Raw genomic sequence first — 25,813 nt, forward strand, 5'->3', positions numbered from 1 at the left:
TTCTGCTGGCTAAACACAACGACAGGAGCGAACCATGAGCTTATTGATCAAGGGCGGCACGGTGGTCACCCACGCCGACACTTACCGCGCCGATGTGCTGTGTGTTGATGGCAAAATCCACGCCATTGGCACCGACCTGGACGTGCCGGAAGGCTGCGAGATCGTCGATGCCAGCAACCAATTGGTGATGCCTGGCGGCATCGACCCCCATACCCACATGCAGATGCCCTTCATGGGCGCGGTGGCCAGCGAAGACTTCTACACCGGCACCGCCGCCGCCATGGCGGGCGGCACCACCACGATTATCGACTTCGTGATCCCCAGCCCCGGCCAGTCGCTGCTGGAAGCCTTCGAGACTTGGCAGGGCTGGGCGGAAAAAGCCGCCACTGACTTCGCCTTCCACGTGGCGATCACCTGGTGGGATGAGAGCGTTAAAGAGGAAATGGGCACCCTGGTACGCGACCACGGGGTCAACAGCTTCAAGCACTTCATGGCCTACAAGGGCGCCATCATGGCCACCGATGACATTCTGGTGGAGAGCTTTTCCCGCTGCCTGGAGCTGGGCGCGGTGCCCACCGTGCATGCCGAAAACGGCGAGCTGGTCTACCACATGCAGCAAAAACTGCTGGCCCAAGGCATCACCGGGCCGGAAGCCCACCCGCTTTCCCGCCCACCGCAGGTGGAAGGCGAAGCCGCCAGCCGCGCGATTCGCATTGCCTCCACCCTGGGTGCGCCGGTCTACCTGGTGCACGTCTCCACCAAAGACGCGGTGGATGAAATCGCCTACGCCCGCCAGCAGGGCCACCCGGTGTTCGGCGAGTGCCTGGCGGGGCACCTGGTGATCGATGACAGCGTTTACCAGCACCCGGACTGGGCCACTGCTGCCGCCCATGTGATGAGCCCGCCTTTCCGGTCCAAAGGCCACCAGGAAGCGCTCTGGCATGGCCTGCAATCTGGCAATCTGCAAACCACCGCTACCGACCACTGCTGTTTCTGCGAAGAGCAGAAGGCCGCCGGGAAAGATGACTTCACCAAGATCCCCAACGGCACTGCGGGTGTGGAAGACCGCCTGGCCGTGCTGTGGGACGAAGGGGTGAATACCGGCAAGCTCTCGCCCCAGGAGTTCGTGGCGGTCACCTCCACCAACACCGCCAAAATCTTCAACCTCTACCCGCGCAAAGGGGCGATTCAGGTGGGTGCCGATGCCGACCTCGTGGTCTGGGACCCCAACGGCACCCGCACGATTTCCGCCAGGACCCACCACCAGAACGTCGATTTCAATATTTTCGAGGGCAAGACGGTGCGCGGCATTGCCCGTCATACCATCAGCCAGGGCAAATGGACCTGGCGGGATGGCGAGCTGCACGCCGAACGCGGCGCAGGACGCTACCTGAAGCGCCCCGCCTACCCCGGTGTGTTCGAGCTGCTGGCCAAGCGTGCCGAGCTGAATGCCCCCGTGGCGGTTACTCGCTGAGCCTCGCCCCACGCAGAACAGAACGATCCAGAAGGACCAGGGAGAAACGACCGTGACCCATTCACTTGATCATCTGCCCAGCGCAAAAGAGGTCGGCACCTACGACCCAGCGACGCTGGCAAGCAACTTCAGCGACCTGCATCCGCCGCTGGCGCCGCGCCAGGCCATCATCGAAAGCCAGCGCTGCCTGTACTGCTATGACGCGCCCTGCGTCGAGGCCTGCCCGTCGGACATCGACATTCCCAGCTTCATCCGCCAGATCAGTGACAACAACATTAATGGCGCAGCAGCAACTATTCTGGAAGCCAATATCCTCGGCGGCAGCTGCGCCCGAGTGTGCCCCACGGAAATCCTCTGCGAACGCAGCTGCGTGCGTAACCACGACGCCGAGTGCCAGCCGGTACTGATCGGTTTGCTCCAGCGTCATGCTACCGACCACATGCAGTTCGATAGCCACCCCTTCAAGCGGGCCGCCAGCACTGGCCGCCATGTTGCCGTGGTGGGCGCGGGGCCTGCGGGGCTCTCCTGCGCCCATCGTCTTGCCATGTTGGGCCACCAGGTCACCATCTTCGAGGCCGAGCAAAAGCCTGGCGGGCTCAACGAGTACGGCATTGCCCGCTACAAGATGACCGACGATTTTGCCCGCAAGGAAGTCGAGTTCCTGCTGGACATTGGCGGCATCGACCTCCAGTACGGCCAACGCTTGGGCGACAACCTCACTCTCGATACCCTGCGCCAGCAGTACGACAGCGTATTTCTGGGGTTGGGGCTGGGAGCCAGCCGCACGCTGGGGCTGACCGGCGAAGATGCACCGGGCCTGATGCCCGCCGTGGACTACATCAAGGCCCTGCGCCAAACCGATGACCTGGGCAGCCTAGCCGTTGCCAAGCGCTGCATTGTGATTGGCGCAGGCAATACCGCCATCGACATGGCCACGCAAATGGCGCGTTTGGGAGCCAAAGAGGTCACTCTGGTGTATCGCCGTGGCACTGAGGCGATGTCCGCCACCGACCACGAACAGGAGATTGCCAAGGCCAACGGCGTGCGTATGGTGACTTGGGCACAGCCCGACGAAATTCTGCTGGATGCTCAAGGTCGAGTGGCAGGCATGCGTTTTGCCAACACCGCAGAGCAGCAGGGCCGACTCTCCACCACGGGCGAGACCTTCGAGATCGCGGCGGATGCCGTTTTCACCGCCATCGGCCAGGGCTTCGAGGGCGACAGCCTACGCGATGCCACCGCCTCCGAACTGGCCCGGGATGGCGAGCGCATCCACGTCAATGAGCTGTTCCAGACCTCATTGGCCAACGTTTACGCTGGCGGCGACTGCGTCAAACCCGGCCAGGACCTCACCGTGCAAGCAGTACAGCACGGCAAGCTGGCCGCCCACGCCATCCATCAAGCGCTCGCCGCCCAGCAGGAGGCCGCATGAACACCACACCTTTTAACACCCTCTCTTTTCCAGGCAAGAAACACAGCGGCGACAGCGTGGTGAACGGCGTCGATCTATCGGTGAACTTTGCCGGTATCAAAGCCCCCAATCCCTTCTGGCTGGCCTCGGCCCCGCCCACCGACAAAGCCTACAACGTGGTGCGCGCCTATGAGGCGGGCTGGGGCGGCGTGGTATGGAAAACCCTCGGTGAAGAGCCGCCTGCCGTGAACGTCTCCTCCCGCTACTCGGCCCACTACGGCAAAAACCGCGAGGTGATCGGCTTCAACAATATCGAGCTGATTACCGACCGTTCGCTGGAGATCAACCTTCAAGAGATCACCCAGGTGAAGAAGGATTGGCCGGACCGCGCGCTGATCGTTTCCATCATGGTGCCCTGCAACGAAGAAGCTTGGGCCTATATCCTGCCGCGGGTGGAAGCCACCGGCGCAGACGGCATCGAACTCAACCTGGGCTGCCCCCACGGCATGCCGGAACGCGGCATGGGCGCGGCGGTGGGCCAAAACCCGGATTTGATCGAAAAAGTCACTTACTGGTGTAAAAAGCACTACTCCAAACCGGTCATCGTCAAGCTCACCCCTAACATCACCGATATACGCGTGGGTGCCCAGGCGGCATTGCGGGGCGGCGCCGATGCAGTCTCGTTGATCAACACCATCAACTCCATTACCAGCATCGATCTGGACAACATGGTCGCCAAACCCACCGTAGGCCATCAGAGCACCCACGGCGGCTACTGCGGCAGCGCGGTGAAACCCATCGCCCTGAACATGGTGGCGGAAATTGCCCGTGACCCAGCCACGCCCACGCTGCCCATTTCCGGTATTGGCGGGATTTCCACCTGGCGGGATGCGGCGGAATTCATCGCCCTGGGCGCGGGCAGCGTGCAGGTGTGCACCGCTGCCATGCTCAATGGCTTCCGAATCGTGGAGGAAATGAAAGACGGCCTCTCCCGCTGGATGGCAGAGAAGGGCTACGACTCCATCGAAGCGTTTTCCCGCAAGGCGGTGTCGCAAACCACCGACTGGAAGCACCTGGACATCAACTTCAAGACCATCGCCCATATCGATCAGGATCTGTGCATCGAGTGTGGCCGCTGCTATATCGCCTGCGAGGACACCTCTCACCAGTCGATTGCCAAGCTCACCGAGCAGGACGGCGCGCGCCGCTACGAAGTCATCGAAGACGAGTGCGTGGGTTGTAACCTGTGCCAGATAACCTGCCCGGTGGAAAACTGCATCACCATGGTGCCTCAGGAAACCGGCAAGCCTTTCCTCGCCTGGGATGACGACCCGCGCAACCCCTTCCGCGTCGCCTCTTAGTCGCCTGGTTGCTTGATCACCATGCGCCACCACGACCGCCTCTACGGAGGCGGTCGCATTTTCTGCAACGTGCCGTTCCCCTTTCAACACGCGACAACGCCGCTGCTTGCTGAGATGATGAGAAATTATTGCATATAGCTATATTTCTCAAAGAACAGCTGTGTTTCTCAAAGCTGTGTTCCTCAAAAAAGGGCCTCTCATGAAAGTAACCGCCATCGCCACTGCACTACTGCTGACCAGCGCCGCCGCGAGCGCCGACCAGCGCATTGCCACGTTTGATCTAGGCAGCCTGGATACGCTGGACGCCCTGGGGGTGAGTGAACAGGTGGTGGGCGTGCCCAAAGCCAGTTTACCGAGCTACCTCGAACAGTATGCCGCCGACCGCTACACCGACATCGGCGGCCTGCGCTCCCCCGACATGGAAGCACTGGCAGAGGCCAACCCGACGCTGATCGTACACACCGGCCGCCAGGCAGAGTGGGCCGACGCGCTGGGCGAGATCGCCCCGCTGTTCGATGCCAGCGTGACCGGTGAGGCGTATCTTGACTCCGTCGAGCGCAACGTGCGTGAAATGGCTAGCCAACTGGCGGTGGAAAACGCAGCCGAAGAGGCCCTGCAGACGCTGAATAGCGAAATCGAGCGCCAGCGGGAAACATTGCAGGATGCCCCGACGACGCTGGTGGTCACCCATAATGGTGGCAACCTGATGCTCAATCAGCACCCGGTGGTTCATGAAGTATTGGGCATTGCTGCCCTGGAGATGCCCGAGAGCGTGACCCCCGAAGTACGTGGCGAACGCACCTTTACGCCGCTTTCCGCTGACGCCATTGCCGAGATCGACCCTGAGATCGTGCTGGTGATCGACCGCAGTGCGGCCATTGGCAACGAGCCCGCAGACGCCGAGCAGCTTCGCCAGCAATGGACGGAAGCGGGCACGGACGCCCAGCTGGTGATGCTCACCCCTGCGCTTTGGTACCTCTCTGGCGGCGGCCTGCATAGCCTGGCCCTGCAAATCGAGGAAGTGGCCAGCGCGCTCAACTAGGCTCTGTCTGAAAAGTCGGCTTGCTGCTTAACCATGCAGGTGCCAAACACAGAGCCCCGCCACCGGTTTACGGTGGCGGGGCTCTGTGGCTCATAGAGATAACGTCAGCCTATCAAAACGCTTCCCACTCCTGCTCGGCACTGGCGGCCGCGTTGGACTTCGGCTTACCCGTAAGCTGGGGGCGCAGCAGCTCGCCGCGGGGCTGCGGGGTAGTCAGCGCGGGCTGACGACGCTCGCTACCCTGCTCCAGACGGAATGCCGCCACCACGCCCTCCAACCGCTCGGCCTGCTCCTCCAGCGAGCTGGCCGCCGCAGAAGCTTCTTGCACCAGCGCTGCGTTCTGCTGGATGACCTCATCCATCTGAGCGACGGCCTGATTGACCTGCTCGATGCCCGCGCTCTGCTCCTGGGAGGCTGCCGATATTTCGTCCATGATATCGGTGACTCGGCGTACCGACCCGACGACTTCCCGCATGGTGGCACCGGCTTTTTCTACCAGTTGAGAGCCTTCATTGACCTGCGCCGTGGAAGCATCGATCAATCGCTTGATCTCCTTGGCCGCCTCGGCACTGCGGCTGGCCAGGTTGCGTACTTCGCTGGCGACGACCGCGAAACCGCGCCCCTGCTCGCCTGCCCGGGCAGCCTCGACCGAGGCATTGAGCGCCAGGATATTGGTCTGGAAGGCAATCGAGTCGATCACGTTGATGATATCGGCCACCTGCTGGGAGCTCGAAGAAATCCCGTGCATGGTCGAGATGACCTGATCGACCACGTCGCCGCCCTCTACCGCCTTACCCGAAGCATCATTGGCCAGCGTGCTGGCCTGACGTGCGTTATCGGCGTTCTGCTTCACGGTTTGGGTCAACTGCTCCATGCTGGCGGCGGTTTCCTGCAAGGAGGCCGCCTGCTGCTCGGTGCGGGACGATAAATCCGCGTTGCCCCCGGCAATTTCTCGTGCGCCGATGTAGATCGAGCCACTGCTGTCGCGCACGGTCGCTACCGTGGCCGCCAGACCATTCTGCATGCGCTGCATGGCGCTGAACAGCTTGCCAATTTCATTGCTGCCGCGCAGGTCCACGCGAGTTGACAGATTATTTTCGGCAATGCGCTCGAAATGCACCACGGCCTCGTCCAGCGGCTTGACGATAGACCTCACCATGGCCATACGCACCAGCACGATGGTCAAAAGCGCAACGATGATCACGGCGATATCGATGTAAGCGAACATTTGCACGTCGCGTTCATAGTTGGCCAGCAATTGATCACCGTAATCCTCGAGGAAGTCATTGAACGCCATGCTCGATGAGATTAACTCCTGGTTAAGAGAACTAAGGGTTTGCCGTATACTCATCAACTGTACGTCATTACCAGAGGTGACCGCAGCAGCGAGCGGCACAAGCCCTTGCTGCATGACCGCATGAAAGTCGGTAATGACGGCATCGGCCAATTCGCCATTGATGTCACGGGGGGACGAAGCCTCGAACTCGGCAAAGTAGCGCTGGGCTGATTGCAAGAAGCCGTCGGCCTCCGCCAGATAGGACTGAGCTTGCTGACGCTGCCCATCCTTAGCCGCTACGACAGCGTTCATGTAAGCCAACTGAGAAAACCCCACCGAACGTTGAACACGTGCAAGCGGCAACATCTGATCCATCGAAATGGTATCCAGTACTACTAGCGAGCGCGCGCCCCTTTCGCCTGATAAATGAGCGATAAAAGCAACTACCATGATCAATACACCAAAGATGGCCAGTACAACGGTCAGACCTGTTTTTACCGAGATGTTTGCCAATAGCTTGTTCATGTTACCCCCTCGCTGACCAACCAACGTTTGCCAGCCCAGTCGAGAAATCCCTTTCCTTGAATGTGATGCCCGCTACCGAGCCTCAATGCGTTAATCACATTCTGTTGGGAAGTTACCATCTTGACAATAGGGTTCACATTGTTTGACGTTATTGATAACTTGCTAACAATCCTGCTTCTTTTTCGTGCAACTTCGCCAAAACTGCACCATTTCTACGCTGCACCGCATCATCCCTGCCTCCTTCGAGAACAAGACGTCTCTTCGACTCTTATGACTAACCTTTTGAAAAGCTGATATTTCGCAAAAACGACTAAGCCATTTGGCATGTTAGCTGCACAAGACAAGGGGATAGCAAACTGGGCCAACGTGGGCCCGGCGATAAAAAAAGATGATCAACAGACAACGGCGTCTGCAACAGCTCCTCAACGGGGCTGATTGCAGGCGCCGTTTTTGTCTCCAAAGGGCAGGAACCGTGTCATGCGCAAAAAAATCACTTCGTCCCACTCACCGGAACGTCGCCACTTTCTCAAAAGCTCCGCCACCGTAGTGGGGGGTACCGCACTGCTCAGCAGTCTGCCGGTTAGCTGGGCGTTTGCCAATGGCAAACCGGAAACCACAGCTGCAAAGCTTGGCTTTATAGCGCTCACGGATGCCGCGCCACTGTTTGTCGCCGATGAAAAGGGATTTTTTGCCAAGCACGGCATGACCGATGTGGAAGTTCTCAAGCAGTCTTCCTGGGGGACCATGCGCGACAATCTGGTACTGGGTTCTCAGCGCAATGGTATCGATGGCGTACATATTCTCACGCCAATGGTCTATCAAATGACCTTAGGCTCCATCACCAATAATATACCTACACCAATGACCATTCTGGCCAGGCTCAACATCGATGGTCAGGGAATCTCGATAAGTAACGAATACCGAGACCTGGCTATCGGCACAGACGCTGCTCCACTCAAAGAGGCACTGGCAGCCAAACGGGATAGAGGCGAAGATGTCCGGGCGGCAATGACCTTTCCTGGCGGCACCCACGATCTGTGGCTTCGCTACTGGATGGCTGCTGGCGGTATTGACCCCAATCGCGATATCTCAACCATCGTCGTGCCACCACCGCAGATGGTCGCCAATATGCGGGTCGGCAGCATGGACGCCTGCTGCGTTGGTGCCCCCTGGAATGGCCAGTTGGTCAACCAAGAGGTGGGCTATATCGCTGTTACCACCGGCGAATTATGGCCCGACCACCCGGAAAAGGTCTTGAGCCTGCGTACCGACTATGTGGATGCCAATCCCAATGCCACCAAGGCGCTGCTGATGGCGGTTATGGAGGCGCAAATCTACTGTGACCAGCCCGAGAACAGGGAAGAAGTGGCACAGATCTGCTCACGCAGGCGCTGGATCAATGCTCCCGTCGACGACATCATCGAACATATGCGCGGTAACATCGACTACGGCACCGGCCGCGTGGTCGAGAATAGTCCTCACATAATGCGCTTCTGGAACGATCACGCCTCCTATCCGTTCAAGAGCCATGACTTGTGGTTTCTGACCGAGAACATCCGCTGGGGCTACATGCCTCAAAACCTCGACACCCAGACATTGATCAATCAGGTCAACCGCGAAGACCTGTGGCGAGAAGCCGCTCACGCCCTCGGCGTGGCCTCGGCAGACATTCCGGACTCCACCTCTCGCGGCGTCGAAACGCTGTTCGACGGCAAGGTCTTCGATCCGGAAAACCCGCAAGCCTACCTCGATAGCCTGGAGATCAAGGCGCTGGCCTGAGCCAGGCAGCCTGGGAGAACCTCATGACGACTTCATCAAGAGCGAATACGCTGTCTACCCCCATGCCAGGCGTGCACCCTGTGCTGCTACGCCTGCGCGATACCCTGGTCAAGAACGTGCTGCCGCCGGTGGTCGTGCTGGCCATTCTGATCGGCCTGTGGGAAGCGCTGTGCTCCCATCCTGGCGCGGCGCTGCCGCCGCCCTCGCAGGTGCTCAACGATACCTGGGAGCTGATCATTCATCCCTTCTACGACTACGGCGGCAACGACAAGGGCATGGGCTGGCAGATTCTGGCCAGCCTGGAACGCGTGGCCTATGGCTACCTGCTGGCGGTGGTGGTAGGCATCAGCCTGGGCGTGCTGGTGGGCCAATCGACCTGGGCCCTGCGTGGCCTCGACCCCGTGTTTCAGGTGCTGCGCACCGTGCCTCCGCTGGCCTGGCTGCCGATTTCACTGGCCGGGTTTCAGGACAGCACTCCTTCGGCCATTTTCGTGATTTTCATCACCGCCATCTGGCCCATCATCATCAACACCTCGGTGGGGGTACGTAATATCCCCGAGGATTACCGTAACGTGGCCCGCGTGATTCGCCTCAACGGCATGGAGTATTTCACCCGCATCATGCTGCCCGCCGCCGCACCCTATATCTTTTCGGGCCTGCGCATTGGGGTAGGGCTTTCCTGGCTGGCCATCGTGGCCGCCGAGATGCTGATTGGCGGCGTGGGCATCGGCTTTTTCATCTGGGACGCCTGGAATGCCTCCATGCTCAGCGACATCGTGCTGGCACTCATCTATGTGGGCATCGTGGGCTTCATTCTTGACCGCATCGTGGCCTTCATCGGCCAGTGCGTGACTCGTGGCACCACCCAAAGCTAACCCAGGAGATTGGATCATGGCTTCACACTATTTAAGCGTCGAGCAGGTGGACATGACCTTTGCCACCAAAGGTGCCACTACCAACGTGCTCAAGGAGATCGACCTGGGCGTCGCCAAGGGTGAGTACATCTCGATCATTGGCCATTCGGGCTGCGGCAAGTCGACCCTGCTCAACATCATCGCCGGGCTCACCTCCTCGACCTCTGGCGCGGTCATTCTGGATGGCAAGGAGGTCAATGCGCCAGGCCCCGACCGCAGCGTGGTCTTCCAAAACCACTCGTTACTGCCCTGGCTCACGGTGTACGAGAACGTGGCGCTGGCGGTAAACAAGACCTTTGTCCGCCGCAAGACCAAGGCCGAACGCCACGCCTGGATTCTCAAGAACCTGGACATGGTCGGTATGTCCCATGCCCTCGACAAACGCCCGTCGGAGATTTCCGGCGGCATGAAGCAGCGGGTAGGGATCGCCCGCGCTCTGGCCATGGAGCCCAAGGTACTGCTGCTGGATGAGCCGTTTGGCGCCCTGGATGCGCTGACACGCGCCCACCTGCAAGAAGAGGTGATGCGCATTCAGGACGAGCTGGGGAATACCGTCATCATGATCACCCACGATGTGGATGAGGCCGTGCTGCTGTCTGATCGTATCGTGATGCTGACCAACGGCCCCTCGGCGCGCATTGGCGAAATTCTCGACATCGACCTGCCGCGCCCCCGCAACCGTATCGCGCTGGCCGACGACCCCCGCTACAACCGCTACCGCCAGGAAGTGCTGCGCTTCCTGTACGAAAAGCAGCGCAAGGTAGAGCACCTGGCCGAACGACGCGAGAAAGCCCCCAGTACTGCCACGGCTAAAAAAGCCCGCGCCTAGTCCTGTAAAACAGCCTGAGGGGTGATCTGAGGGAAGGCCTGGGGATTGGCAAAGTGGTTTTTCAGCGTTTCGCTCAGCGGCACGTTCAGGGTAAGTTCCTTGCCGGGCAACGGCTGCAGGAACCACCGCTCGTAAAGCGCCAGCATCTCATCGCTTTGATAGATCTGGCGCAGCGCCTGGTTCACCTGCTCGACAAAAGCGTCATCGCCTCTTCCGACAGGCGATAGGCCGCGGGGTTGCCGGTTTCTGCCATCATCGTGCTCAGCAGAATGTCATCCATGGCAAACGCCGCCACCCGCTCCTGGGTGACCAGGTCAAAAGCCTCCTGAAGCGTTTCCATCGGCACTACCGACAGGTTCAAACGCTGCTCGCGGTTGGCCAGATTGATCTGCCCCACGTTCACCGTTCCCCGCGCCACACTGACGCTGCGCCCCGCCAGATCCTGCAACGTGGCAAACCCATGTTTGGCCAGCGCAACATAGCGCACGGAGACGAAAAAGTGGCTCAGCGAAAAATCCGCACTACGGCGGCGCTCTGCCGTATTCGTACTGGCATTGCATTCGATATCGATCACACCGCTATTCAATAATTGAACCCGGTTACCCGGGGTACGGAAGACGTATTCGATCTCCAGGTGGGGAAGTGCCAGTTGCTGCTGTAAATGCTCCGCCACCCGCTGACACAGCTCGATGGAATACCCCACCACGCGGCCCTGATCATCCGCATAGGAAAAAGGCGCCGTATCGCCATAGCCAACTCGCAGCGTGCCGGTTTCCCTGAGGCGTTCCAAGGTGTCGATCTCGGCAGCGAACGCCAACGCACTGGCGCCCAAGGAGGCCATCAACCCCACCCACCAGCGCCTGTATCTTCGTGACATGACTCACTCCTTACTCAGCGAATGCTTCCGGGTGTGCCAGAACGGCCTCCAGCTGAGGGCTCATGGGTAGCCCCACCACCTGCTGGTCGGGCGGAATGGGAGACAAGAACCACTTCTCATAAAGCGCCAGCATGTCGCCACTCTGATAGAGCGCACGCAACGCTTCATTGACCCAGGCTAAAAATTCGGGGTCGTCACGGCGCAACATCAGGCCATACGGCTCGGGGTCACTCAGCGCTTCCGACGAGATATGAAAGCGCTCGGGAGAGGCATCGGACGCCACCAGGCCCGCCAGCAAGATATCGTCCATCACGAACGCAGACGCCTGCTCGGCAGCTACCATGGTGAACGCTTCGTCGTGGGAGCGACTCAGCATGACCGAGATATTGAGGCCTTGCTCCCGGTTCATGGCATTGAGCTGCTCGATATTGAGCGTCCCTGTGGTCGATACGACGCTGCGCCCTGTCAGGTCTTCGATGCGATCCAGCGCATTCTTCGCCAGCGACACATAGCGAGTAGTACTGAAGTAATGGGGATAGGAAAATGCTGCCTGCCGACGCCGCTCTGCGGTATTGGTCGTCACACCACACTCAAGGTCGATATCGCCCTTGCTCAGCAGGATGAAGCGGTTGGCGGGCGTCACCGGCACGAAGGTGACTGCCAGCGCAGGCCCACCCAGCCGAGCGCTGATGCTGTCGACCACTGCTTGGCAAATATCGATGGAGTAGCCGATGGGCCGCCCTTCCACCACGTAGGAGAACGGCTCCTCGTGTTCTCGGTGCCCAATCAGAATGGTGTGATCCTGCTGAATGCGCGCAAGCGTCGAGCCTGTCTGGGCGCTGGCCGTGCCCATGGCCAGCAGCAGCAAGCCCATCAACGCGATATACCGCCCGATCACGCTACACGTCATGGCTGGCTCCCATGGTCATGCCGCTACTGAACACCTGATAACGCCCTCGACCCATGGCCTTGGCGGCGTAAAGCGCCACATCGGCACTGCGCAACAGCGTATGGCTGCTTTCGCCATCCCGTGGGGCCAGGGCAATCCCAATGCTGACACCAATCTGGACGCGCTCTCCCTGCAGGTCAAAGGGTTCGCGCAGCGCAGCGACCAGCCGCCCTGCCCGCACACTGGCTTCGTCCAGCGCATGGTGGTGAACAGGCTGGAGAATCGCGAACTCATCGCCTCCCAGGCGCGCCACCAGCTCACGCTCGGCCAACAGCCGCTGTACCCGTCGGCTGGCCTGGACCAGCAGTTCATCCCCGGCGGCATGCCCTAACGTATCGTTGACGGCCTTGAAGCGATCCAGGTCAAAAATCATCACATTGAAGCGCTCGCCTCCCGACAGCTGCGCGACGGCGACCTGCAAGGCCTCGTTGAACTGAACACGGTTAGGCAGCTTGGTCAGCGCATCGTGGTGCGCCAGGTGCTGGAACTTGAGCGCCTCCTCCTTGACCTCAAGCAGCAGCTCGCGCTCGACGACTTTTTTGCGTAACGCTTCAATGGCCTGGGCCATACAGCCAATCTCATCCTGGCGCTGTGTGTAGGGCGTTGCCTGCTCGGTTCGGTTATGGGAAATATGCGTCAACGCCTTGATCAGACGCGGCACGGGCTTGAACAGCTGATGCATCAGCAGGCTCAGCAGCAAGGCCGTGGCCAACAGCACGACGCCCAGTGAGGCGACGACTTTCAGCAGAAGCTCGCGGTGCACCTGGTACAGCGTCGCCTTGGTGCCAATGGTGGCAACCGACACCCCCCATAACTCCCCCTGAGGAGATACGATGGGCAATGCGCTGATGAAGTGCTCCTGCTCGCCAAGCCGGGCAAAGCCCACGTACAGCTCACTGCCAGAAGCAGCCAGCGACAGCTCTGGGACGTGAGGGAGTTCGAGCGTGGTCTCTTCACCGTGGTGGGCATCGGCGACCATGGCGAAGCCGCCATCTGGCAAACGTGAAAACAGCCAGACGTTGTGGCGCGTTTGCGCGTTTGCGCACTCGCCAGCGCCAACACATCCACGGGGCTGAACCCCGTGCTGAGCACCGAGTCTTCATCACCAATGGGCTGTTCGGACACCAGGTGCGTCACTTGGCCTGAGAGGTCCGTGCGTACCGCGACATTCGTGTAGATACGCCGAATCGTGGCGCTCACGATCTGTGCATTCACCAGCGCTTCCCGGGCCCACTGTTCGCGTGCACTGCGCTCCACGATGGCAAAGCCCAGCAAGGCCCCCATGGAGTAGGCAAAGACTACCCCCAGCACCATGAATACCGCCACTTTACCGACCAGCGTCCGGTACCAGGGCAACCGGACGGCTGGCGACGGTGGCTCTTCCGAGCTTGATGGTTTCATATTGGCCGACTCCCCCTCAGCCACGTCTTGCCACATCGCCCATTGCTGATCATCGATCCTGTCAATGGCACGTTAGCGCCACGCCATGCAGAGCGCTCGTTACCTTGTGGTGCGCGTGCGCGTTCGTTATTCCTGTCTTCTTTTCGCAAACTACCATTAAAGACGCGCACGAGTAGCTAAAAATTTAAACGTTTCTTGTTACCTGACCACGCCTGATTGGCATGCGGCTTGCTGCATCTTTCTTGACCATGACACGCGACGACGTATCGAAGGGGAAAAAGATGCACCATTCAGACTACCCACTTAGCGAAGTACCCATCCAGGCTCGGAAAGGGCTACTCTCTACCTCAGCGGTACTGCTTGGCTTTACCTTTTTCACCGCCACCATGTGGGCGGGTGGCTCCCTGGGCCAAGCCTTCCCGATTGGCCAGTTACTGTGGATTATCGTGGCAGGCAACCTGCTACTGGGTATCTACGCAGCAACGCTGGCTTATATCGCCTGCCAGAGCGGCCTGAATGCCGTCCTGATGGGACGGTTCTGCTTCGGCGAAAAAGGCAGCAAACTCTCTGACATCATCCTCGGCTTCACCCAGATTGGCTGGTACGCCTGGGGAACCGCCACGATAGCTCTGGTACTGGTACGCACCACGGGGATGCCTGAATGGCTGGAAATCCCCTTGATGGTGCTGTTTGGCTTTGGATTCTGCGTGACCGCCATGATCGGCTATCGAGGCATGGACTGGCTGTCGCGCTTCGCCGTACCCGCCATGATGCTCTTCATCCTGGTCAGCCTGTTCACCGGGCTGGTCGATGTGCGCGGCTTTGCAGGATTAAGCCAGCAAACGCCAACGGAAAGTATGAGTGTCGCAGCGGCGATCACCGTGATTATCGGTACCTTCATCAGCGGTGGCACCCAGGCGACCAACTGGAGTCGCTTTGCCAGGACGCCGAAAGTTGCGGTGATCGCAACGCTGGGCGCTTTTTTCATTGGCAATGGATTGATGGTGCTGACCGGTGCCTTGGGCACGATGATTTACCAGCAGGCAGATATCGTCGATGTTCTCATTGCCCAAGGCTTTCTCTCCCTCGCGGTATTGATGCTGTTCCTGAACATATGGACGACCCAGGACAACACGATTTACAACTTCGCCGTGGCGGGATGCAACTTGCTGCGCACCGAAAAGCGCCGCTTGGTCACCGTCAGCGGCGCCGCCATTGGTACCGTGCTGGCGGTAGGTGGCATGTACAACCTGCTCATTCCATTTCTGGTGCTGCTCGGCACGTTTATCCCTCCCATGGGCGGGGTGATCATGGCTGATTTTTGGCTCAAGCACCGAGGCCGCTACCCTGCTTTGGCCTCTGCGCAGCTACCCGATTTCAATCGGCGCGGCCTCGCCGCCTATGCCATTGGTGCCGGGGCTGCCTATTTTTCTCCGTTACTACCGCCGCTGGTGGGTGTCGTAGTCGCGGCAGGCAGCTACGCCGTGCTGCTACGTCTGAAGCACGCTACGCTGGGTGATAGCTTCCCATCGACAGCCAAACAATAAGTGAGCACCTGTTTATGAACATGCAGATCATCAATGCCCGCCTTCGCCAGCGTCCTGGGCTTTATCGGCTGGATATCGAGAACGGCGTCTTCACCGCAATCACCGCTCAGGATGCGCCGCAAACGGCAGGCGAAGGCCAGAGGGATGCGGGCGGCAAACTGCTGTGTGCGCCGTTTATCGAGCCGCATATCCACCTGGATGCGGCCCTGACCGCTGGCGAGCCTCACTGGAACCAGAGCGGCACGCTGTTCGAGGGCATCGAACGCTGGGGAGAGCGTAAGCCGTTGCTCGACGAGGCGGACATTCGGGAGCGCGTACTGAAGACCCTCAACCTGTTGATCGGCAACGGCGTGCAGTTCGTGCGCACTCATGCCGACACCAGCGACCCCAGCCTGGTAGGCCTGAAAACCCTTTGCACACTGCGAGACGAGCTGAAGGACAAAATCGACATTCAGGTGGTGGCCTTTCCACAGGATGGCCTGCTCTCTTACCCTGGCGGCGACAAGCTCATGGAAGAGGCGCTGGAGTTTGGCGCCGATGTGGTAGGCGGCATTCCTCACTTCGAGTACACGCGAGAGTTGGGCGTGGCGTCCATGAAGCGCGTCATCGAGCTGGCCATCAAGTACGACCGCCTGGTGGATGTACACTGCGACGAAATCGATGATCCCAACTCGCGGTTTCTCGAAGTGCTCGCCTGTGAGGCACTGTTTCATGAGCTGGGCAGCCGCGTGACCGCCAGCCACACCACCGCCATGCACTCCTACGACAACGCCTACTGTTCGAAACTGTTTCTGCTGCTCAAGCGTTCGGGCATCAACTTCATTTCCTGCCCCACGGAGAGCATCCACCTGCAAGGGCGCTTCGACACCTACCCCAAACGGCGCGGCGTGACACGCGTCAAGGAACTCAACGAAGCCGGTATCAACGTCTGTTTTGCCGAAGACTCCATCTTCGACCCCTGGTACTCGCTGGGCAACGGCAAGCTGCTGCGAACGCTGGATTTTGGCCTGCATATCTGCCAGATGATGGGCTATCAGGACTTCAGCCAGGCGCTGTCGCTGATCACCGACAACAGCGCCCGCACGCTCAACATCGAGGCACGTTACGGTATCGAGGTAGGCAAACCCGCCAGCTTCAACCTGCTGGATGGAGAAGACGACTACAGCGTGCTACGCAACCAGGGTGACGTACTGCTCTCCGTCCGCCACGGTGACATCATCATGCAGCGGGAGCCCGCACGCATCGTGACGCCACCATGGCTTGGTTAGGGCTTGCGGCATTCGAGCAGGCTCAGCAACCGCACTCGTTGAGCCCCGAGGCGTCCAGACTGCCGCGCTGCGCCCCGGTTTGCACCGGATGCTGGTCACGTCGCCAAAAGTCCAGACCTCCCAGCAGCTCTTTTACCTGTAGCCCTGCGCTGGCCAGCTTCCAGGCTGCTTTGGTAGAGCCGTTACACCCAATCCCATCGCAATAGGTGATGTAGACGCGCTGCTTATCCAACTCCGCCAAGCGCTCGGGAGTCATTTCCTTGTGGGGAAGGCTGATGGCGCCAGGGATGTGCCCGGCACAGTAGTGTTCGAAGCTACGCGCATCGATCACCACGATGTCGTTGATGCCTGCGGCCAAATCCTGCGCCACGTCCCAGGCATCCGTGTGGTAGCAAAGCTTGTCATGCATGGCCGATGCCATGCGGTCAGGTGACGCGGGTGGAAATGCCAGCACCGCTGACATGGGGGGTGTGGTCATCGTTGCCTCCTTACTTCACATCCAGTAGATAGCCATAAAACGCCGTATTGCGCCGCCAGCCCAGTGACTCGTAAAGCGCCTGGGCGCGCTGATTCTCTACCTGTGTCATGAGGATCAAGCGTGCGACTCCATGCTCCTGGGCCAGCCTGGCGGCGGCTTCCATCAACGCTCTGCCGGTGCCTTGCGTGCGCGACGCTGGCTGCACGAAGAGGTCATTGAGCGTCCACCGAGCATTCAGCCCCACGGTGGAAACACCCGGGTAGAGCTGCACGAACCCTGTCAGTGAGCCGTCGCTCGCCTCACTGACGAGAATGTAGGAGTCGCCCAGCCCCATCCGCAATTCGAGAAACCTCCGTACAGCCGGCAAGTCGCTGGGCTGTTGGTAAAATTGGCGATAGCCATCGAGCAGCTCACTCAAGGGAGCCAGGTCATCAAACACCGCTGGACGAGTCTGGATCATGTCATTGCCTCGATAGTCATGGAGTAATGCCTCAGTCTGCCGCTATAGTGGTTCCTTAAAAAGAGCCACTTTGCACCCTTTCAGGAGAACCAGTGAAACAGAGCGCCAGCGACAGTGACTGGATCATCGACGCATTGGCCTTGCGCATGCATCAACACGCAACACGATCGCTCAGTCAGCGGCTATACCATCCGCTCAAGGAGTGGGTACGCCAGGGTAAACTCACGGCGGGCCAGCGGCTGCCTTCGTCACGTCACATGTCGGATGCGCTGGGCGTCAGCCGCAATACCGTTCTCGCGGCAACGGACAGGCTGCTGGCCGAGGGGCTGCTGGTGGCACGCCAAGGGGCGGGGCTTTACGTAGCGCAGTTGCCTCGCGTGCTGGATACCGAGACCACACCGCCTCCAAAGGCCGTTCACTACTCTTCCCGCGGGCGCACCCTATTGGCGCTGAGCAAGACGCTCAGCAACGGCTACCGGGCGTTCTCACCCGGCGTACCCGCCCTGGACCTGTTTCCTGAAGCGCAGTGGCAACGGCTTGTGCGCCAGCATCAGCGCAACGCCGATGTAGCGTGGATGGATTATCAGACCGGCGGCGGGCTGGCAGCATTGAAAGTGGCGATCAGCGACTACCTGAGGCTCTCTCGAGCGGTACGCTGCCAGCCTGAACAGGTCATCATCACTCAAGGGGCACAGCAAGCCTTCGAGCTGATCACCCAGCTACTGACCGACCCTGACGACGCGGTCTGGATGGAAGAGCCTGGCTACGGCGGTGCCAAAGCCTGCTTTCTGGCAGCCGGGCTCGATGTCACGCCCGTTCCCGTTGATGCCGACGGGCTCGACCCGGCCCTGGGCGAAAAGAGTGCTCCCGCCCCTCGACTGATCTATACCACCCCCTCCCATCAATACCCCACCGGCGTGACCATGCCCGTCACTCGCCGGTTGGCACTGCTGGACGTCGCTGAACGCTGCGGCGGATGGATCATCGAAGACGATTACGACAGTGAGTTTCGCTATGACACCCCACCGCTCCCATCACTCCAGGGGCTGACCGAACAGGCGCCGGTCATTTATGTGGGCACGTTCAGCAAAGTCCTGTATCCCGGTTTGCGCCTGGGCTATCTGGTCGCCCCGCCTGAACTCGCTCCCGATGTGTGCCGGGCCCAGGCCCGTTTACATCGAGAGGGTCACTACCCACTCCAGTCGGCACTGGCCGCCTTCATGGCCAGTGGCCACTTCACCCGCCACATCACCCGCATGCGGGCGGCCTACCGTCACCGCCAAAGCTGTTTACGCGCCGCCCTGGCCCCCGCCGTTGCGGCAGGTTTACGGTTATCGGAGGGGCATGCTGGCATGCACTTGCTGGCCGAGCTGAGCAGTATCGAGGAGGAAACGGCTCTGGTCAGTCATGCTGCCCAGGCGGGCATTACACTGTCGCCACTGTCACATTACTACCTTTCCACCAACAAGCGATTCGGTTTGGTGCTTGGCTATGCCAGTGCCAACGAACAGACCCTGGCCTGGGCAGGACAGTGGCTGAGCAACGCGTATCTGGCCCATCAAACCCGCACTCCCGACACGCCACTTTCCCGCGATGGTCACAAGACCAACGTATTCTAGGGGGACACTCTTGTAGTAGTGTAACGTTCTTTATACGCTCATTTATAAACCTGATAGAAAGGGAACGGCCGTTCCCCATGGGGTCAAGGTGGCTCAATTGCTCTCTTCACACACAGAATCGCGCGCCTCGGTCTACAAGGCCTGGAGCGTGCATGTCTTCACTGCCAGCGGTGTCTTGCTGGGCACCATGGCGCTGTTGGCGCTGATCGATAACAACCCCGTGGCCTGCCTGCTGTGGCTAGGTGCCGCCATGATGGTAGACGGCCTGGACGGCACCCTAGCACGCAAGTATGAAGTGAAGACCATTCTGCCCCACTTCGATGGTTCCACGCTGGATATGGTGATCGACTATCTCACCTGGGCATTCATCCCGGCGCTGTTCATCTACTTTTTCGTCGAGCTGCCCACCCACTTCGAACTGCTCTCGGTCTTCATCATCCTGCTCTCCTCCATGTTCTGCTTTTGCAACGTGAACATGAAAAGCCAGGACAACTACTTTGTCGGTTTTCCTGCTGCCTGGAACATCATCGCCGCCTACTTCTACATTCTTGATTTTCCGCCGTTTGTCACCTTCGCGATCATTCTGCTCATGGCAGCCCTCACCGTCACCCGCATGAAGTTTCTGCACCCTTTCCGGGTACGGCAATTCATGCCGCTGAATATCACGGTCACGCTGGTGTGGTGCGTCTGCACGACTTCGCTGATTCTCTCGAACCCCAGCCATGCCGCCTGGGCCTTGTGGGGCTGGGTGCTGACATCGGTCTACTTCACCGGCATGTGCCTGTGGCGCACCGCTCGGGAATGGTTTGCGTGACTGCTCCCCGCCCTAAGCGCTGACGCGCCACGGGCGAGGCTTCCCACTTCTCAGGCAGCAACCGGCGACATGCCGGACTTACGCAAGCCTCCATGGGCAGAGACGGACAGCCCTTCCGCCTTCAGCTCGATAATGCCTTGATGCTTGATGTTCAGCGCCGCGTTGATGTCCCGGTCGTGCTGTGTGTGGCAGGCGGGGCACTCCCACGACCGGACGTTCAACGGCATGGCGTCCATCTTGTGCTGGCAGACATGGCAGGTCTTGGAGCTGGCAAACCACGGGTCAATCTTGACCAGATGCTTGCCCTGCTCCCTGGCCTTATAGTCCAGCTTGGTCATCAAGGCATGCCAGGACGCATCGCCGATGTGCTTGGCGAGGCAGGTGTTTTTCATCATGTTGCGGACCTTCAGCGTCTCGACGATCACCGCTTGGTTATCGTCAACGATCTGTCGAGAGAGCTTGTGCTGGAAGTCGTTTCGGGCATTGGCGACCCGCTCATACGCCTTGGCGACGAGTAACCGTGCCTTGGCCCGGCGGGCGCTGCCCTTCTTCGTGCGTGACAATGCCTGCTGTTTGCGCTTGAGGTTCTTCTGCGCCTGCTTGAGGAAGCGCGGATTGGCGACCTTGCGGCCATTTGAGTCGATAGCAAGATGGGATAGCCCCATGTCCAGTCCGACGACGCGAGAGGTATCAACGTCCATGGTCGGCACGGGGGTCGCCTGGTCGGTATCAAAGAGCAGCGAGGCGTAGTGCTTGCCGGTGACCGTGCGCGACAGCGTGATGCTCTTGAGCTTGCCGTCAACAGGCCGGTGAACTTTGGCCTTGATCGGCCCCAGTTTGGGCACCTTGATCCAGTTGTCGCCGGCCTTGACGCCGACGCAGTGATAGCTGGACTGCTTGCCCCGCTTGCTCTTGAAGCGCGGATAGCCGGCCTTCTGCTTGGGGTCGAAGAAGCGCTGGAAGGCCTGATCAAGGTTGATGCAAGACTGCTGGAACGCCATGGAATCCGCCTCTTTCAGCCAGCCGTACTTGCGCGATTTCTTGGCCACCGGCAGCAGCTTTTTGATGTCGTGCTTGGCGCTCAACGACTGGCCGTGGCGCTGGTAGCGATGGGACATGATGCGAAGGCCGGTGTTATAGACGAAGCGCACCGCGCCGAACTGGCGGTTCAGAAATGCCGCCTGCTCGGTCGTGGGATAGAGTCGTACCTTCGTAGCCTTCAGCATGGCGCGCCATTGATGCATGGATATATGTACAGCTTATGCCACCGGGCCCCATACCGCAAACCCAGCAGCGCTATCGCGCTGCCCGCCTGTATCTCCGCCCGAGTGAGGTTGTCGCAAATCTCCTAACGACTCAAAACTAAACCTATACACAACGATGTCGATGGCTGGACGACATCATCACGCACGCCCTGGGAGGCGCGATCTTTTTCTTTGTTGCTAGGTAAGGTAATCCCAGGCATCCCCACAACCACTCCCAGAGATGATGACAAAGGCTCAGCGCTACAGCGCGAGCCAAGTTGTAAGCCAGGGCATGCAAGGAAAACTCGCGTTTGACACCCGCCAGCCCACGGCGCCGGAAGCGAGATAGTCCCTGTTGCTGACGTAGCGCTGAAAACACTGGCTCGACCATGGCCTTTCGCTGCCGGAAGACCGCTTGGGCTCCCGGGTGGGTCATGATTTGTTGCAATGCCAGGCGTGCCTCGTCCTCCGGGTAATGTTTGATTCGGCGCCCCCGGACCGAACGGGTACAAGCAATCCGTTGCGGACAGCCCTCGCAGGCATTGCAGGCATAAACCGTTTGCTCACGCGAGCGTACCGACGCGTTTATATGACTGATGCGCTGAAGCCGCTGCCCCGCTGGGCAGTAGTAAACATCCTGTTCGGCATCGTAAGTGAATAGGTTTTTATGATACAGGCCCTTCGCTTTGTCAGTGGTACTGGGCCTGGGCGGGCAAAGCAGGCTGACATCACGCGCCAGTGTCGCGTTAATAACGCCATCATCAAAATAGCCGGCATCCAGCAGAAGCTCGCGTGGGATCTTGGGTTCCACGCGCTCGCTCTGATCGATCAGCTCACCCACCACTCGCGTCTCGCTTGTGGGATCCACAGCGTGTGCCACGATGATGCGTGCCTCATTGGCCAGGACGGAGGGCGTATAAGCCGGCGCAAAACCGCGTCCACGCTTCTGTCACTGCATGGCGGCCTCTGGCTCCGTCAGGCTGACACGAACCGTATCGGTACGCTTGCCATGGTGACGTCGTGCCGCGATCCTCGCATCAAGCACCTGCTCACAGGCGTGCGCTCTATCCAGCTGCTGCTGAGTCTCGTCCTGTTGCTCCGGAAGAGCCTGCTGATGGCCGATCCGGGCCTTACTGACTCGAGCACGCACGGCCTCCTCCTTGAGCAGACGATAGTGAGAGCAGGCCGCTTCGATCACGGTTCCGTCACCCGCCAGGCAGGCTGTCGATGTTCCGGACCTGGCGAGAACGGTGCGTGTCAGCGCTTCGAAAAATGTCTGTGACAGCGCCTGTTCATGCAAGCAGATGAAGCGTCCGATGTTGGCATGATCGGGGGCAATGCCTCCGGTCACCCACATGGCACCCAAATCCACACGTGCCAGCCGCTCCAACGCGCGCAGCGATGAGACCCCCTGCATGATCCCGTAGAGAATCAACCCCATCATAGCTCGTGGCGCATAGGGTGCGCGCCCTGTGGTGGCATATCGGTCCTCGAAGGGTGTCCAGTCCTGGGCATCCAGCAGTTCGGCCACCACTAAAGGGGCACGAATCCCTGACTGCCGCAGATGATCTTCAAGCGGTGTCATGCCCAGGAAAATCGCCGTGGCGTCACCTCGTATAAAACGCCGCCCTGACGAGCCAGCCGTTACGCGGGAGGATGGAGGGGGCGAAGCAGGCGAGGCCTGAAAAAGCGCGAACTGCCTGTCATCGGGTGTGGGCATGCATGCTGTCGACACGGTAAGCTCTCAGACAGATAGAAGGTTCATTTTACGGCTTTGCCCCTTTCGCGACACCCTCGAGTGGGCGAGGGTTCACGCGGGTTTTTGCTGATCCACTGAAAAAACGCGGCTGGAAATTCTTCGGCCCCACCACGGCGTTCGCCTTTATGCAGGCCATGGGGCTGCTCAACGACCACTCGCTCCACTGCATCACACGCGAACAGGTGGAACAGGCCCGCAGGCAGTTTCAGCGCCCGGGCTGATTTTCTACGGTCATCATCGCCTACCCCAGACGGGTAAAGTCCAATAGGCTTTTCTGGCTCTGTGGCTGCAGCACCGCCTCGACCGCTCGCTGCCAATCCTGCCATGCAAACACGCGATAATTCGGCATCTCTAGCTGGCTCAGTAGCTTCCAGATGGCCAGGAACTGATGCTGCCAAGTGTCTGCAGGCATCCTGGCCAAGCTATCGCGCAGATGAAACCTTCTGTAATGAGCGCGAGGTTTGCCATCCAATTGAACAGCCTGCCCCGTCAATAACCCATAGGCGATAAACATCGCACCAGGCGCCATTGACTGTAGAATGTTCGAGGCCACTGGACCGCCCAAGGCGTCAAAGACCACATCGGACACGCGCGCCACATGGGTGATCTGCGACGTATCCTGAAGAGATAGCGGCCGAATACCCAGCTGTTCGAGGCGGGCGGCTCGGCTCTCGGAGCGGTATACCCCAATGACTTCACGAGCCCCATGCTGGTAGGCCCACGTTCCCAGGTATTCTGCGCAATTCGAACCCGCGCCAGTGAGCAGCACACGCTTGCCCCTGACAGGCCACATTTCCAGCATCGTCAAGGCTGCCAGGGGATTGATGTAGGCCCGTGCAGCCACAGCATCAGGAATGTCATCCGGGACAGGCACGGCAAGCGCAGGGTCACAATCCACAAGCGTTTGCCAAGTGCCTTCACCGCGTAGTGGAAGCACACGTTTTCCGATCAGCGAAGCATACGCTTGAGGTGCCTCCATCACGCGCCCTACGCCTTCGTAGCCCGCAACGGCGGGCAGTGCTATGCGATGCGAGTACGCTCCGTGGATGGGAATCAGGTCAGAGGGATTCACGGGAGCGCACAGCATACTGACCCTGAGCTTATTCGCGCTCAGTTCAGGCACCTCAGCCGCTTCCATGTTCAATGTTTCAAGCGGATTACCGAAGGTCCGGTAGGTGAGAGCATGGCGATGCATGGCCAGCTACCTCGACGAGCATATAAATGAAAACAAACGGATATAAAACTATACCGTCTCATGCGCCTGCACTTCTTCCACCATCTCTGTCGCCATATTCCCGATGGTGCGCACCGCTTCTTCGATGGCGGGGGTTAGCGTAAACGCATAGTTCAGCCGCAGGCACTGGCGGAACTTGCCGGAGGCGGAGAACAGCGAGCCCGGCGCCACGTGGATGGCATGCTGCGCCAGACGCTGATTGAGCTTCACGCAATCCACCGCGGCGGGTAACTCTACCCATAGCAGGAAGCTGCCCTGGGGGTAGCTGATGCCCGAACCAGGCGGGAAATAGCGCTGCACCCAACCGATCATGACGTCTCGCTGGCGCTGGTATTGCCGGGTCACGTGGCGCAGGTGCCGCTCGTAATGCCCTTTGGCAACGAACTCCGCCACGGCCAGTTGGGGGAGCGTGGCCGAGGCACCGGTGGAGACGTACTTCATATGCAGCGCCTGATCGCGATAACGCCCCGGCGCCAGCCAGCCCACCCGTAGCCCCGGCCCCACCGTTTTGGAAAAGCCGCTGCACAGCATCACGCGGCCATCGTCATCGAAAGATTTCACGGTGCGCGGCCTTGGCAGGCTAAAGGACAAGTCGCCGTAAATATCATCTTCGATAATCGCCACATCGAAACGTTGGGCAAGCTGAAACAGCGCCCGCTTGCGCGCCTCCGGCATGGTGTACCCCAACGGGTTATTGTAGGTGGGCGTGACCTGTATGGCGCGGATCGGCCACTGCTCCAACGCCAGCTCCAGCGCCTCAAGGCTGATGCCCGTTTGCGGATCAGTGGGGATTTCCAATGCCTTCAGACCATTGGCTTTCAAAATCTGCATGGTGCCGTAAAAACTGGGCGAGTCGACGGCCACCACATCGCCGGGCTGTGTCAGCGTGCGCAAGGCAATAGCCAGCGCTTCCTGACAGCCCGTGGTGATCAGCAGATCATCTGGATGTAGCAGGCAGCCAGACGCGACTGCGAGCCTGGCGACTTGCTGGCGCAGCTCGGGACTGCCACTCAGCTTGTCATAGTTGAAACCATGCAGATCATTGCGACGGTGAAGACCCGCCAATATTCTGGAGAGCGGACGCAGCGTCTCGTACTCCAGGTTAGGCACTCCCCGCCCCAACAGCAGCCGCTGATCATCGCGCTGGGTAGCCACGAGCTCCAGCACCTGATCCCATTGAGAGATGTCCAGCGGCCGCTGGGCAGGCCGCGACATGGACGGCAGCACCGAGGGTGCTCGGCTCGGCAGCACGAAGTAACCCGACTTGGGCCGCGACTCGATCAACGCCACATCCATCAGTTGCCGGTAGGCTTCCTGGGCCGTCGAGATACTCACGTCCAGCTCCTGGCACACCGCTCGAATGGAGGGCAGGCGGTCGCCCACACGGTAGATACCGTGCTCGATACGCTCGCGCAGGATAGCGGCGACTTCTTCATAGCGCGTCATGACAATCCCCTTCTTATAGCCCACCCCACCATACAGATGGCGTGCCCAACTGCCATACAGAGGTATAGCACGCCTATCTGTATCTTAAAAATAAAAAAACCTATGT

The 25,813-nt window shown here is 59.8% G+C and carries 23 protein-coding genes and 1 pseudogene; 12 read left to right on the forward strand and 12 right to left on the reverse strand.

Going from position 1 to position 25,813, the window contains the following annotated elements; all coding sequences use genetic code 11:
• Window positions 1–34 precede the first annotated feature (34 nt).
• The 4 genes from hydA to RVM26_RS13525 all read left to right on the forward strand — a co-directional run bounded on the left by hydA (window position 35) and on the right by RVM26_RS13525 (window position 5,288).
• Window positions 35–1,474, forward strand: coding sequence for a dihydropyrimidinase (gene hydA, locus RVM26_RS13510; protein WP_498939148.1), 1,440 nt, complete (start codon window positions 35–37; stop codon window positions 1,472–1,474).
• 52 nt (window positions 1,475–1,526) lie between these two features.
• A complete protein-coding gene (locus RVM26_RS13515; RefSeq protein ID WP_498939150.1) occupies window positions 1,527–2,906 on the forward strand; it encodes an NAD(P)-dependent oxidoreductase in 1,380 nt (459 codons plus the stop codon).
• Window positions 2,903–4,246 carry an NAD-dependent dihydropyrimidine dehydrogenase subunit PreA gene (gene preA / locus RVM26_RS13520; protein WP_498939152.1) on the forward strand — a complete coding sequence of 448 codons (1,344 nt, stop codon included), beginning with the start codon at window positions 2,903–2,905 and terminating at the stop codon, window positions 4,244–4,246. The genes RVM26_RS13515 and preA overlap by 4 nt, the downstream gene beginning before the upstream one ends.
• Window positions 4,247–4,445: 199 nt before the next feature.
• Entirely contained in the window at window positions 4,446–5,288 is an 843-nt protein-coding gene (locus tag RVM26_RS13525) for a substrate-binding domain-containing protein (RefSeq protein ID WP_498939154.1), read from the forward strand.
• Between the two features lie 112 nt (window positions 5,289–5,400).
• On the opposite strand, the gene RVM26_RS13530 is transcribed toward RVM26_RS13525, so the two are convergent.
• Window positions 5,401–7,089: a methyl-accepting chemotaxis protein gene (locus RVM26_RS13530; protein WP_287807148.1), complete on the reverse strand. Its 1,689-nt coding sequence runs from the start codon at window positions 7,087–7,089 to the stop codon at window positions 5,401–5,403.
• 477 nt (window positions 7,090–7,566) lie between these two features.
• Between RVM26_RS13530 and RVM26_RS13535 the strand changes: the two genes are divergently transcribed.
• Genes RVM26_RS13535 through RVM26_RS13545 form a run of 3 tightly spaced genes read left to right on the forward strand, consistent with a single transcriptional unit; the run spans window position 7,567 to window position 10,611 of the window.
• Window positions 7,567–8,868, forward strand: a complete 1,302-nt coding sequence (locus RVM26_RS13535) for a CmpA/NrtA family ABC transporter substrate-binding protein (RefSeq protein ID WP_498939156.1) — start codon at window positions 7,567–7,569, stop codon at window positions 8,866–8,868.
• Between the two features lie 23 nt (window positions 8,869–8,891).
• A complete protein-coding gene (gene ntrB, locus RVM26_RS13540) occupies window positions 8,892–9,743 on the forward strand; it encodes a nitrate ABC transporter permease (RefSeq protein WP_039175127.1) in 852 nt (283 codons plus the stop codon).
• 16 nt (window positions 9,744–9,759) lie between these two features.
• Entirely contained in the window at window positions 9,760–10,611 is an 852-nt protein-coding gene (locus tag RVM26_RS13545) for an ABC transporter ATP-binding protein (RefSeq protein WP_498939158.1), read from the forward strand.
• Here the strand turns inward: RVM26_RS13545 and RVM26_RS13550 are convergent.
• From RVM26_RS13550 to RVM26_RS13565, 4 genes are read right to left on the reverse strand one after another with little or no spacing between them, the layout of a single operon-like run.
• Window positions 10,608–10,796: a hypothetical protein gene (locus tag RVM26_RS13550; protein WP_498939160.1), complete on the reverse strand. Its 189-nt coding sequence runs from the start codon at window positions 10,794–10,796 to the stop codon at window positions 10,608–10,610. The genes RVM26_RS13545 and RVM26_RS13550 overlap by 4 nt on opposite strands.
• Window positions 10,793–11,488, reverse strand: coding sequence for an amino acid ABC transporter substrate-binding protein (locus RVM26_RS13555; protein WP_498939161.1), 696 nt, complete (start codon window positions 11,486–11,488; stop codon window positions 10,793–10,795). The genes RVM26_RS13550 and RVM26_RS13555 overlap by 4 nt, the downstream gene beginning before the upstream one ends.
• 10 nt (window positions 11,489–11,498) lie before the next feature.
• A complete protein-coding gene (locus tag RVM26_RS13560; protein WP_498939163.1) occupies window positions 11,499–12,398 on the reverse strand; it encodes an amino acid ABC transporter substrate-binding protein in 900 nt (299 codons plus the stop codon).
• Complete coding sequence (locus tag RVM26_RS13565; RefSeq protein ID WP_498939165.1) at window positions 12,388–13,416, reverse strand: diguanylate cyclase domain-containing protein; 1,029 nt, start codon at window positions 13,414–13,416, stop codon at window positions 12,388–12,390. Before RVM26_RS13565 ends, RVM26_RS13560 begins: the two co-directional genes overlap by 11 nt.
• A gap of 703 nt (window positions 13,417–14,119) precedes the next feature.
• Between RVM26_RS13565 and codB the strand changes: the two genes are divergently transcribed.
• Entirely contained in the window at window positions 14,120–15,385 is a 1,266-nt protein-coding gene (gene codB / locus RVM26_RS13570) for a cytosine permease (protein WP_498939167.1), read from the forward strand.
• Between the two features lie 14 nt (window positions 15,386–15,399).
• Entirely contained in the window at window positions 15,400–16,653 is a 1,254-nt protein-coding gene (gene codA, locus RVM26_RS13575) for a cytosine deaminase (protein ID WP_016915173.1), read from the forward strand.
• A gap of 22 nt (window positions 16,654–16,675) precedes the next feature.
• Here codA and RVM26_RS13580 read toward each other — a convergent pair whose 3' ends face one another.
• On the reverse strand, window positions 16,676–17,131 hold the full coding sequence (locus tag RVM26_RS13580; RefSeq protein WP_498939170.1) for a rhodanese-like domain-containing protein: 456 nt from the start codon (window positions 17,129–17,131) through the stop codon (window positions 16,676–16,678).
• 10 nt (window positions 17,132–17,141) lie between these two features.
• Window positions 17,142–17,591, reverse strand: a complete 450-nt coding sequence (locus RVM26_RS13585; RefSeq protein WP_498939172.1) for a GNAT family N-acetyltransferase — start codon at window positions 17,589–17,591, stop codon at window positions 17,142–17,144.
• 146 nt (window positions 17,592–17,737) lie between these two features.
• Between RVM26_RS13585 and pdxR the strand changes: the two genes are divergently transcribed.
• Entirely contained in the window at window positions 17,738–19,210 is a 1,473-nt protein-coding gene (gene pdxR / locus RVM26_RS13590; RefSeq protein WP_498941763.1) for a MocR-like pyridoxine biosynthesis transcription factor PdxR, read from the forward strand.
• A gap of 97 nt (window positions 19,211–19,307) precedes the next feature.
• Complete coding sequence (gene pcsA, locus RVM26_RS13595; RefSeq protein WP_498939174.1) at window positions 19,308–20,024, forward strand: phosphatidylcholine synthase; 717 nt, start codon at window positions 19,308–19,310, stop codon at window positions 20,022–20,024.
• A 50-nt stretch (window positions 20,025–20,074) separates the two neighbouring features.
• Here the strand turns inward: pcsA and RVM26_RS13600 are convergent, their stop codons facing one another.
• The 3 genes from RVM26_RS13600 to RVM26_RS13610 all read right to left on the reverse strand — a co-directional run bounded on the left by RVM26_RS13600 (window position 20,075) and on the right by RVM26_RS13610 (window position 22,853).
• On the reverse strand, window positions 20,075–21,250 hold the full coding sequence (locus RVM26_RS13600; protein WP_498939175.1) for an RNA-guided endonuclease InsQ/TnpB family protein: 1,176 nt from the start codon (window positions 21,248–21,250) through the stop codon (window positions 20,075–20,077).
• 142 nt (window positions 21,251–21,392) lie between these two features.
• Window positions 21,393–22,148, reverse strand: coding sequence for a transposase (locus RVM26_RS13605; protein ID WP_498939177.1), 756 nt, complete (start codon window positions 22,146–22,148; stop codon window positions 21,393–21,395).
• 69 nt (window positions 22,149–22,217) lie between these two features.
• Window positions 22,218–22,853: a transposase gene (locus tag RVM26_RS13610; RefSeq protein WP_498939179.1), complete on the reverse strand. Its 636-nt coding sequence runs from the start codon at window positions 22,851–22,853 to the stop codon at window positions 22,218–22,220.
• A gap of 248 nt (window positions 22,854–23,101) precedes the next feature.
• Between RVM26_RS13610 and RVM26_RS13615 the strand changes: the two are divergent.
• Window positions 23,102–23,248 (forward strand): annotated as a pseudogene (locus tag RVM26_RS13615) (DNA-3-methyladenine glycosylase I); the annotation flags it as partial.
• Between the two features lie 20 nt (window positions 23,249–23,268).
• On the opposite strand, the gene RVM26_RS13620 reads toward RVM26_RS13615, so the two are convergent.
• Window positions 23,269–24,222, reverse strand: coding sequence for a zinc-dependent alcohol dehydrogenase family protein (locus RVM26_RS13620; RefSeq protein WP_498939181.1), 954 nt, complete (start codon window positions 24,220–24,222; stop codon window positions 23,269–23,271).
• Window positions 24,223–24,270: 48 nt separating this feature from the next.
• The gene (locus RVM26_RS13625; RefSeq protein ID WP_498939183.1) at window positions 24,271–25,707 is read right to left on the reverse strand and encodes an aminotransferase-like domain-containing protein; all 1,437 of its coding nucleotides are present in this window, start codon (window positions 25,705–25,707) and stop codon (window positions 24,271–24,273) included.
• Between the last annotated feature and the right edge of the window lie 106 nt (window positions 25,708–25,813).

Origin of the sequence: Halomonas sp. KM072 (assembly GCF_050710315.1) — a bacterium.
GTDB classification, from domain to species: domain Bacteria; phylum Pseudomonadota; class Gammaproteobacteria; order Pseudomonadales; family Halomonadaceae; genus Vreelandella; species Vreelandella hamiltonii.

What these genes read in the sequence shown, in the direction of transcription:
- hydA (WP_498939148.1), top strand. Translation starts at nt 35, where the DNA reads ATGAGCTTATTGATCAAGGGCGGCACGGTGGTCACCCACGCCGACACT.
- preA (WP_498939152.1), top strand. Translation starts at nt 2,903, where the DNA reads ATGAACACCACACCTTTTAACACCCTCTCTTTTCCAGGCAAGAAACAC.
- RVM26_RS13525 (WP_498939154.1), top strand. Translation starts at nt 4,446, where the DNA reads ATGAAAGTAACCGCCATCGCCACTGCACTACTGCTGACCAGCGCCGCC.
- RVM26_RS13530 (WP_287807148.1), bottom strand. Translation starts at nt 7,089, where the DNA reads ATGAACAAGCTATTGGCAAACATCTCGGTAAAAACAGGTCTGACCGTT.
- RVM26_RS13535 (WP_498939156.1), top strand. Translation starts at nt 7,567, where the DNA reads ATGCGCAAAAAAATCACTTCGTCCCACTCACCGGAACGTCGCCACTTT.
- ntrB (WP_039175127.1), top strand. Translation starts at nt 8,892, where the DNA reads ATGACGACTTCATCAAGAGCGAATACGCTGTCTACCCCCATGCCAGGC.
- RVM26_RS13545 (WP_498939158.1), top strand. Translation starts at nt 9,760, where the DNA reads ATGGCTTCACACTATTTAAGCGTCGAGCAGGTGGACATGACCTTTGCC.
- RVM26_RS13555 (WP_498939161.1), bottom strand. Translation starts at nt 11,488, where the DNA reads ATGTCACGAAGATACAGGCGCTGGTGGGTGGGGTTGATGGCCTCCTTG.
- RVM26_RS13560 (WP_498939163.1), bottom strand. Translation starts at nt 12,398, where the DNA reads ATGACGTGTAGCGTGATCGGGCGGTATATCGCGTTGATGGGCTTGCTG.
- RVM26_RS13565 (WP_498939165.1), bottom strand. Translation starts at nt 13,416, where the DNA reads ATGGTCGCCGATGCCCACCACGGTGAAGAGACCACGCTCGAACTCCCT.
- codB (WP_498939167.1), top strand. Translation starts at nt 14,120, where the DNA reads ATGCACCATTCAGACTACCCACTTAGCGAAGTACCCATCCAGGCTCGG.
- codA (WP_016915173.1), top strand. Translation starts at nt 15,400, where the DNA reads ATGAACATGCAGATCATCAATGCCCGCCTTCGCCAGCGTCCTGGGCTT.
- RVM26_RS13580 (WP_498939170.1), bottom strand. Translation starts at nt 17,131, where the DNA reads ATGACCACACCCCCCATGTCAGCGGTGCTGGCATTTCCACCCGCGTCA.
- RVM26_RS13585 (WP_498939172.1), bottom strand. Translation starts at nt 17,591, where the DNA reads ATGATCCAGACTCGTCCAGCGGTGTTTGATGACCTGGCTCCCTTGAGT.
- pdxR (WP_498941763.1), top strand. Translation starts at nt 17,738, where the DNA reads ATGCATCAACACGCAACACGATCGCTCAGTCAGCGGCTATACCATCCG.
- RVM26_RS13600 (WP_498939175.1), bottom strand. Translation starts at nt 21,250, where the DNA reads ATGCTGAAGGCTACGAAGGTACGACTCTATCCCACGACCGAGCAGGCG.
- RVM26_RS13610 (WP_498939179.1), bottom strand. Translation starts at nt 22,853, where the DNA reads ATGACACCGCTTGAAGATCATCTGCGGCAGTCAGGGATTCGTGCCCCT.
- RVM26_RS13620 (WP_498939181.1), bottom strand. Translation starts at nt 24,222, where the DNA reads ATGCATCGCCATGCTCTCACCTACCGGACCTTCGGTAATCCGCTTGAA.
- RVM26_RS13625 (WP_498939183.1), bottom strand. Translation starts at nt 25,707, where the DNA reads ATGACGCGCTATGAAGAAGTCGCCGCTATCCTGCGCGAGCGTATCGAG.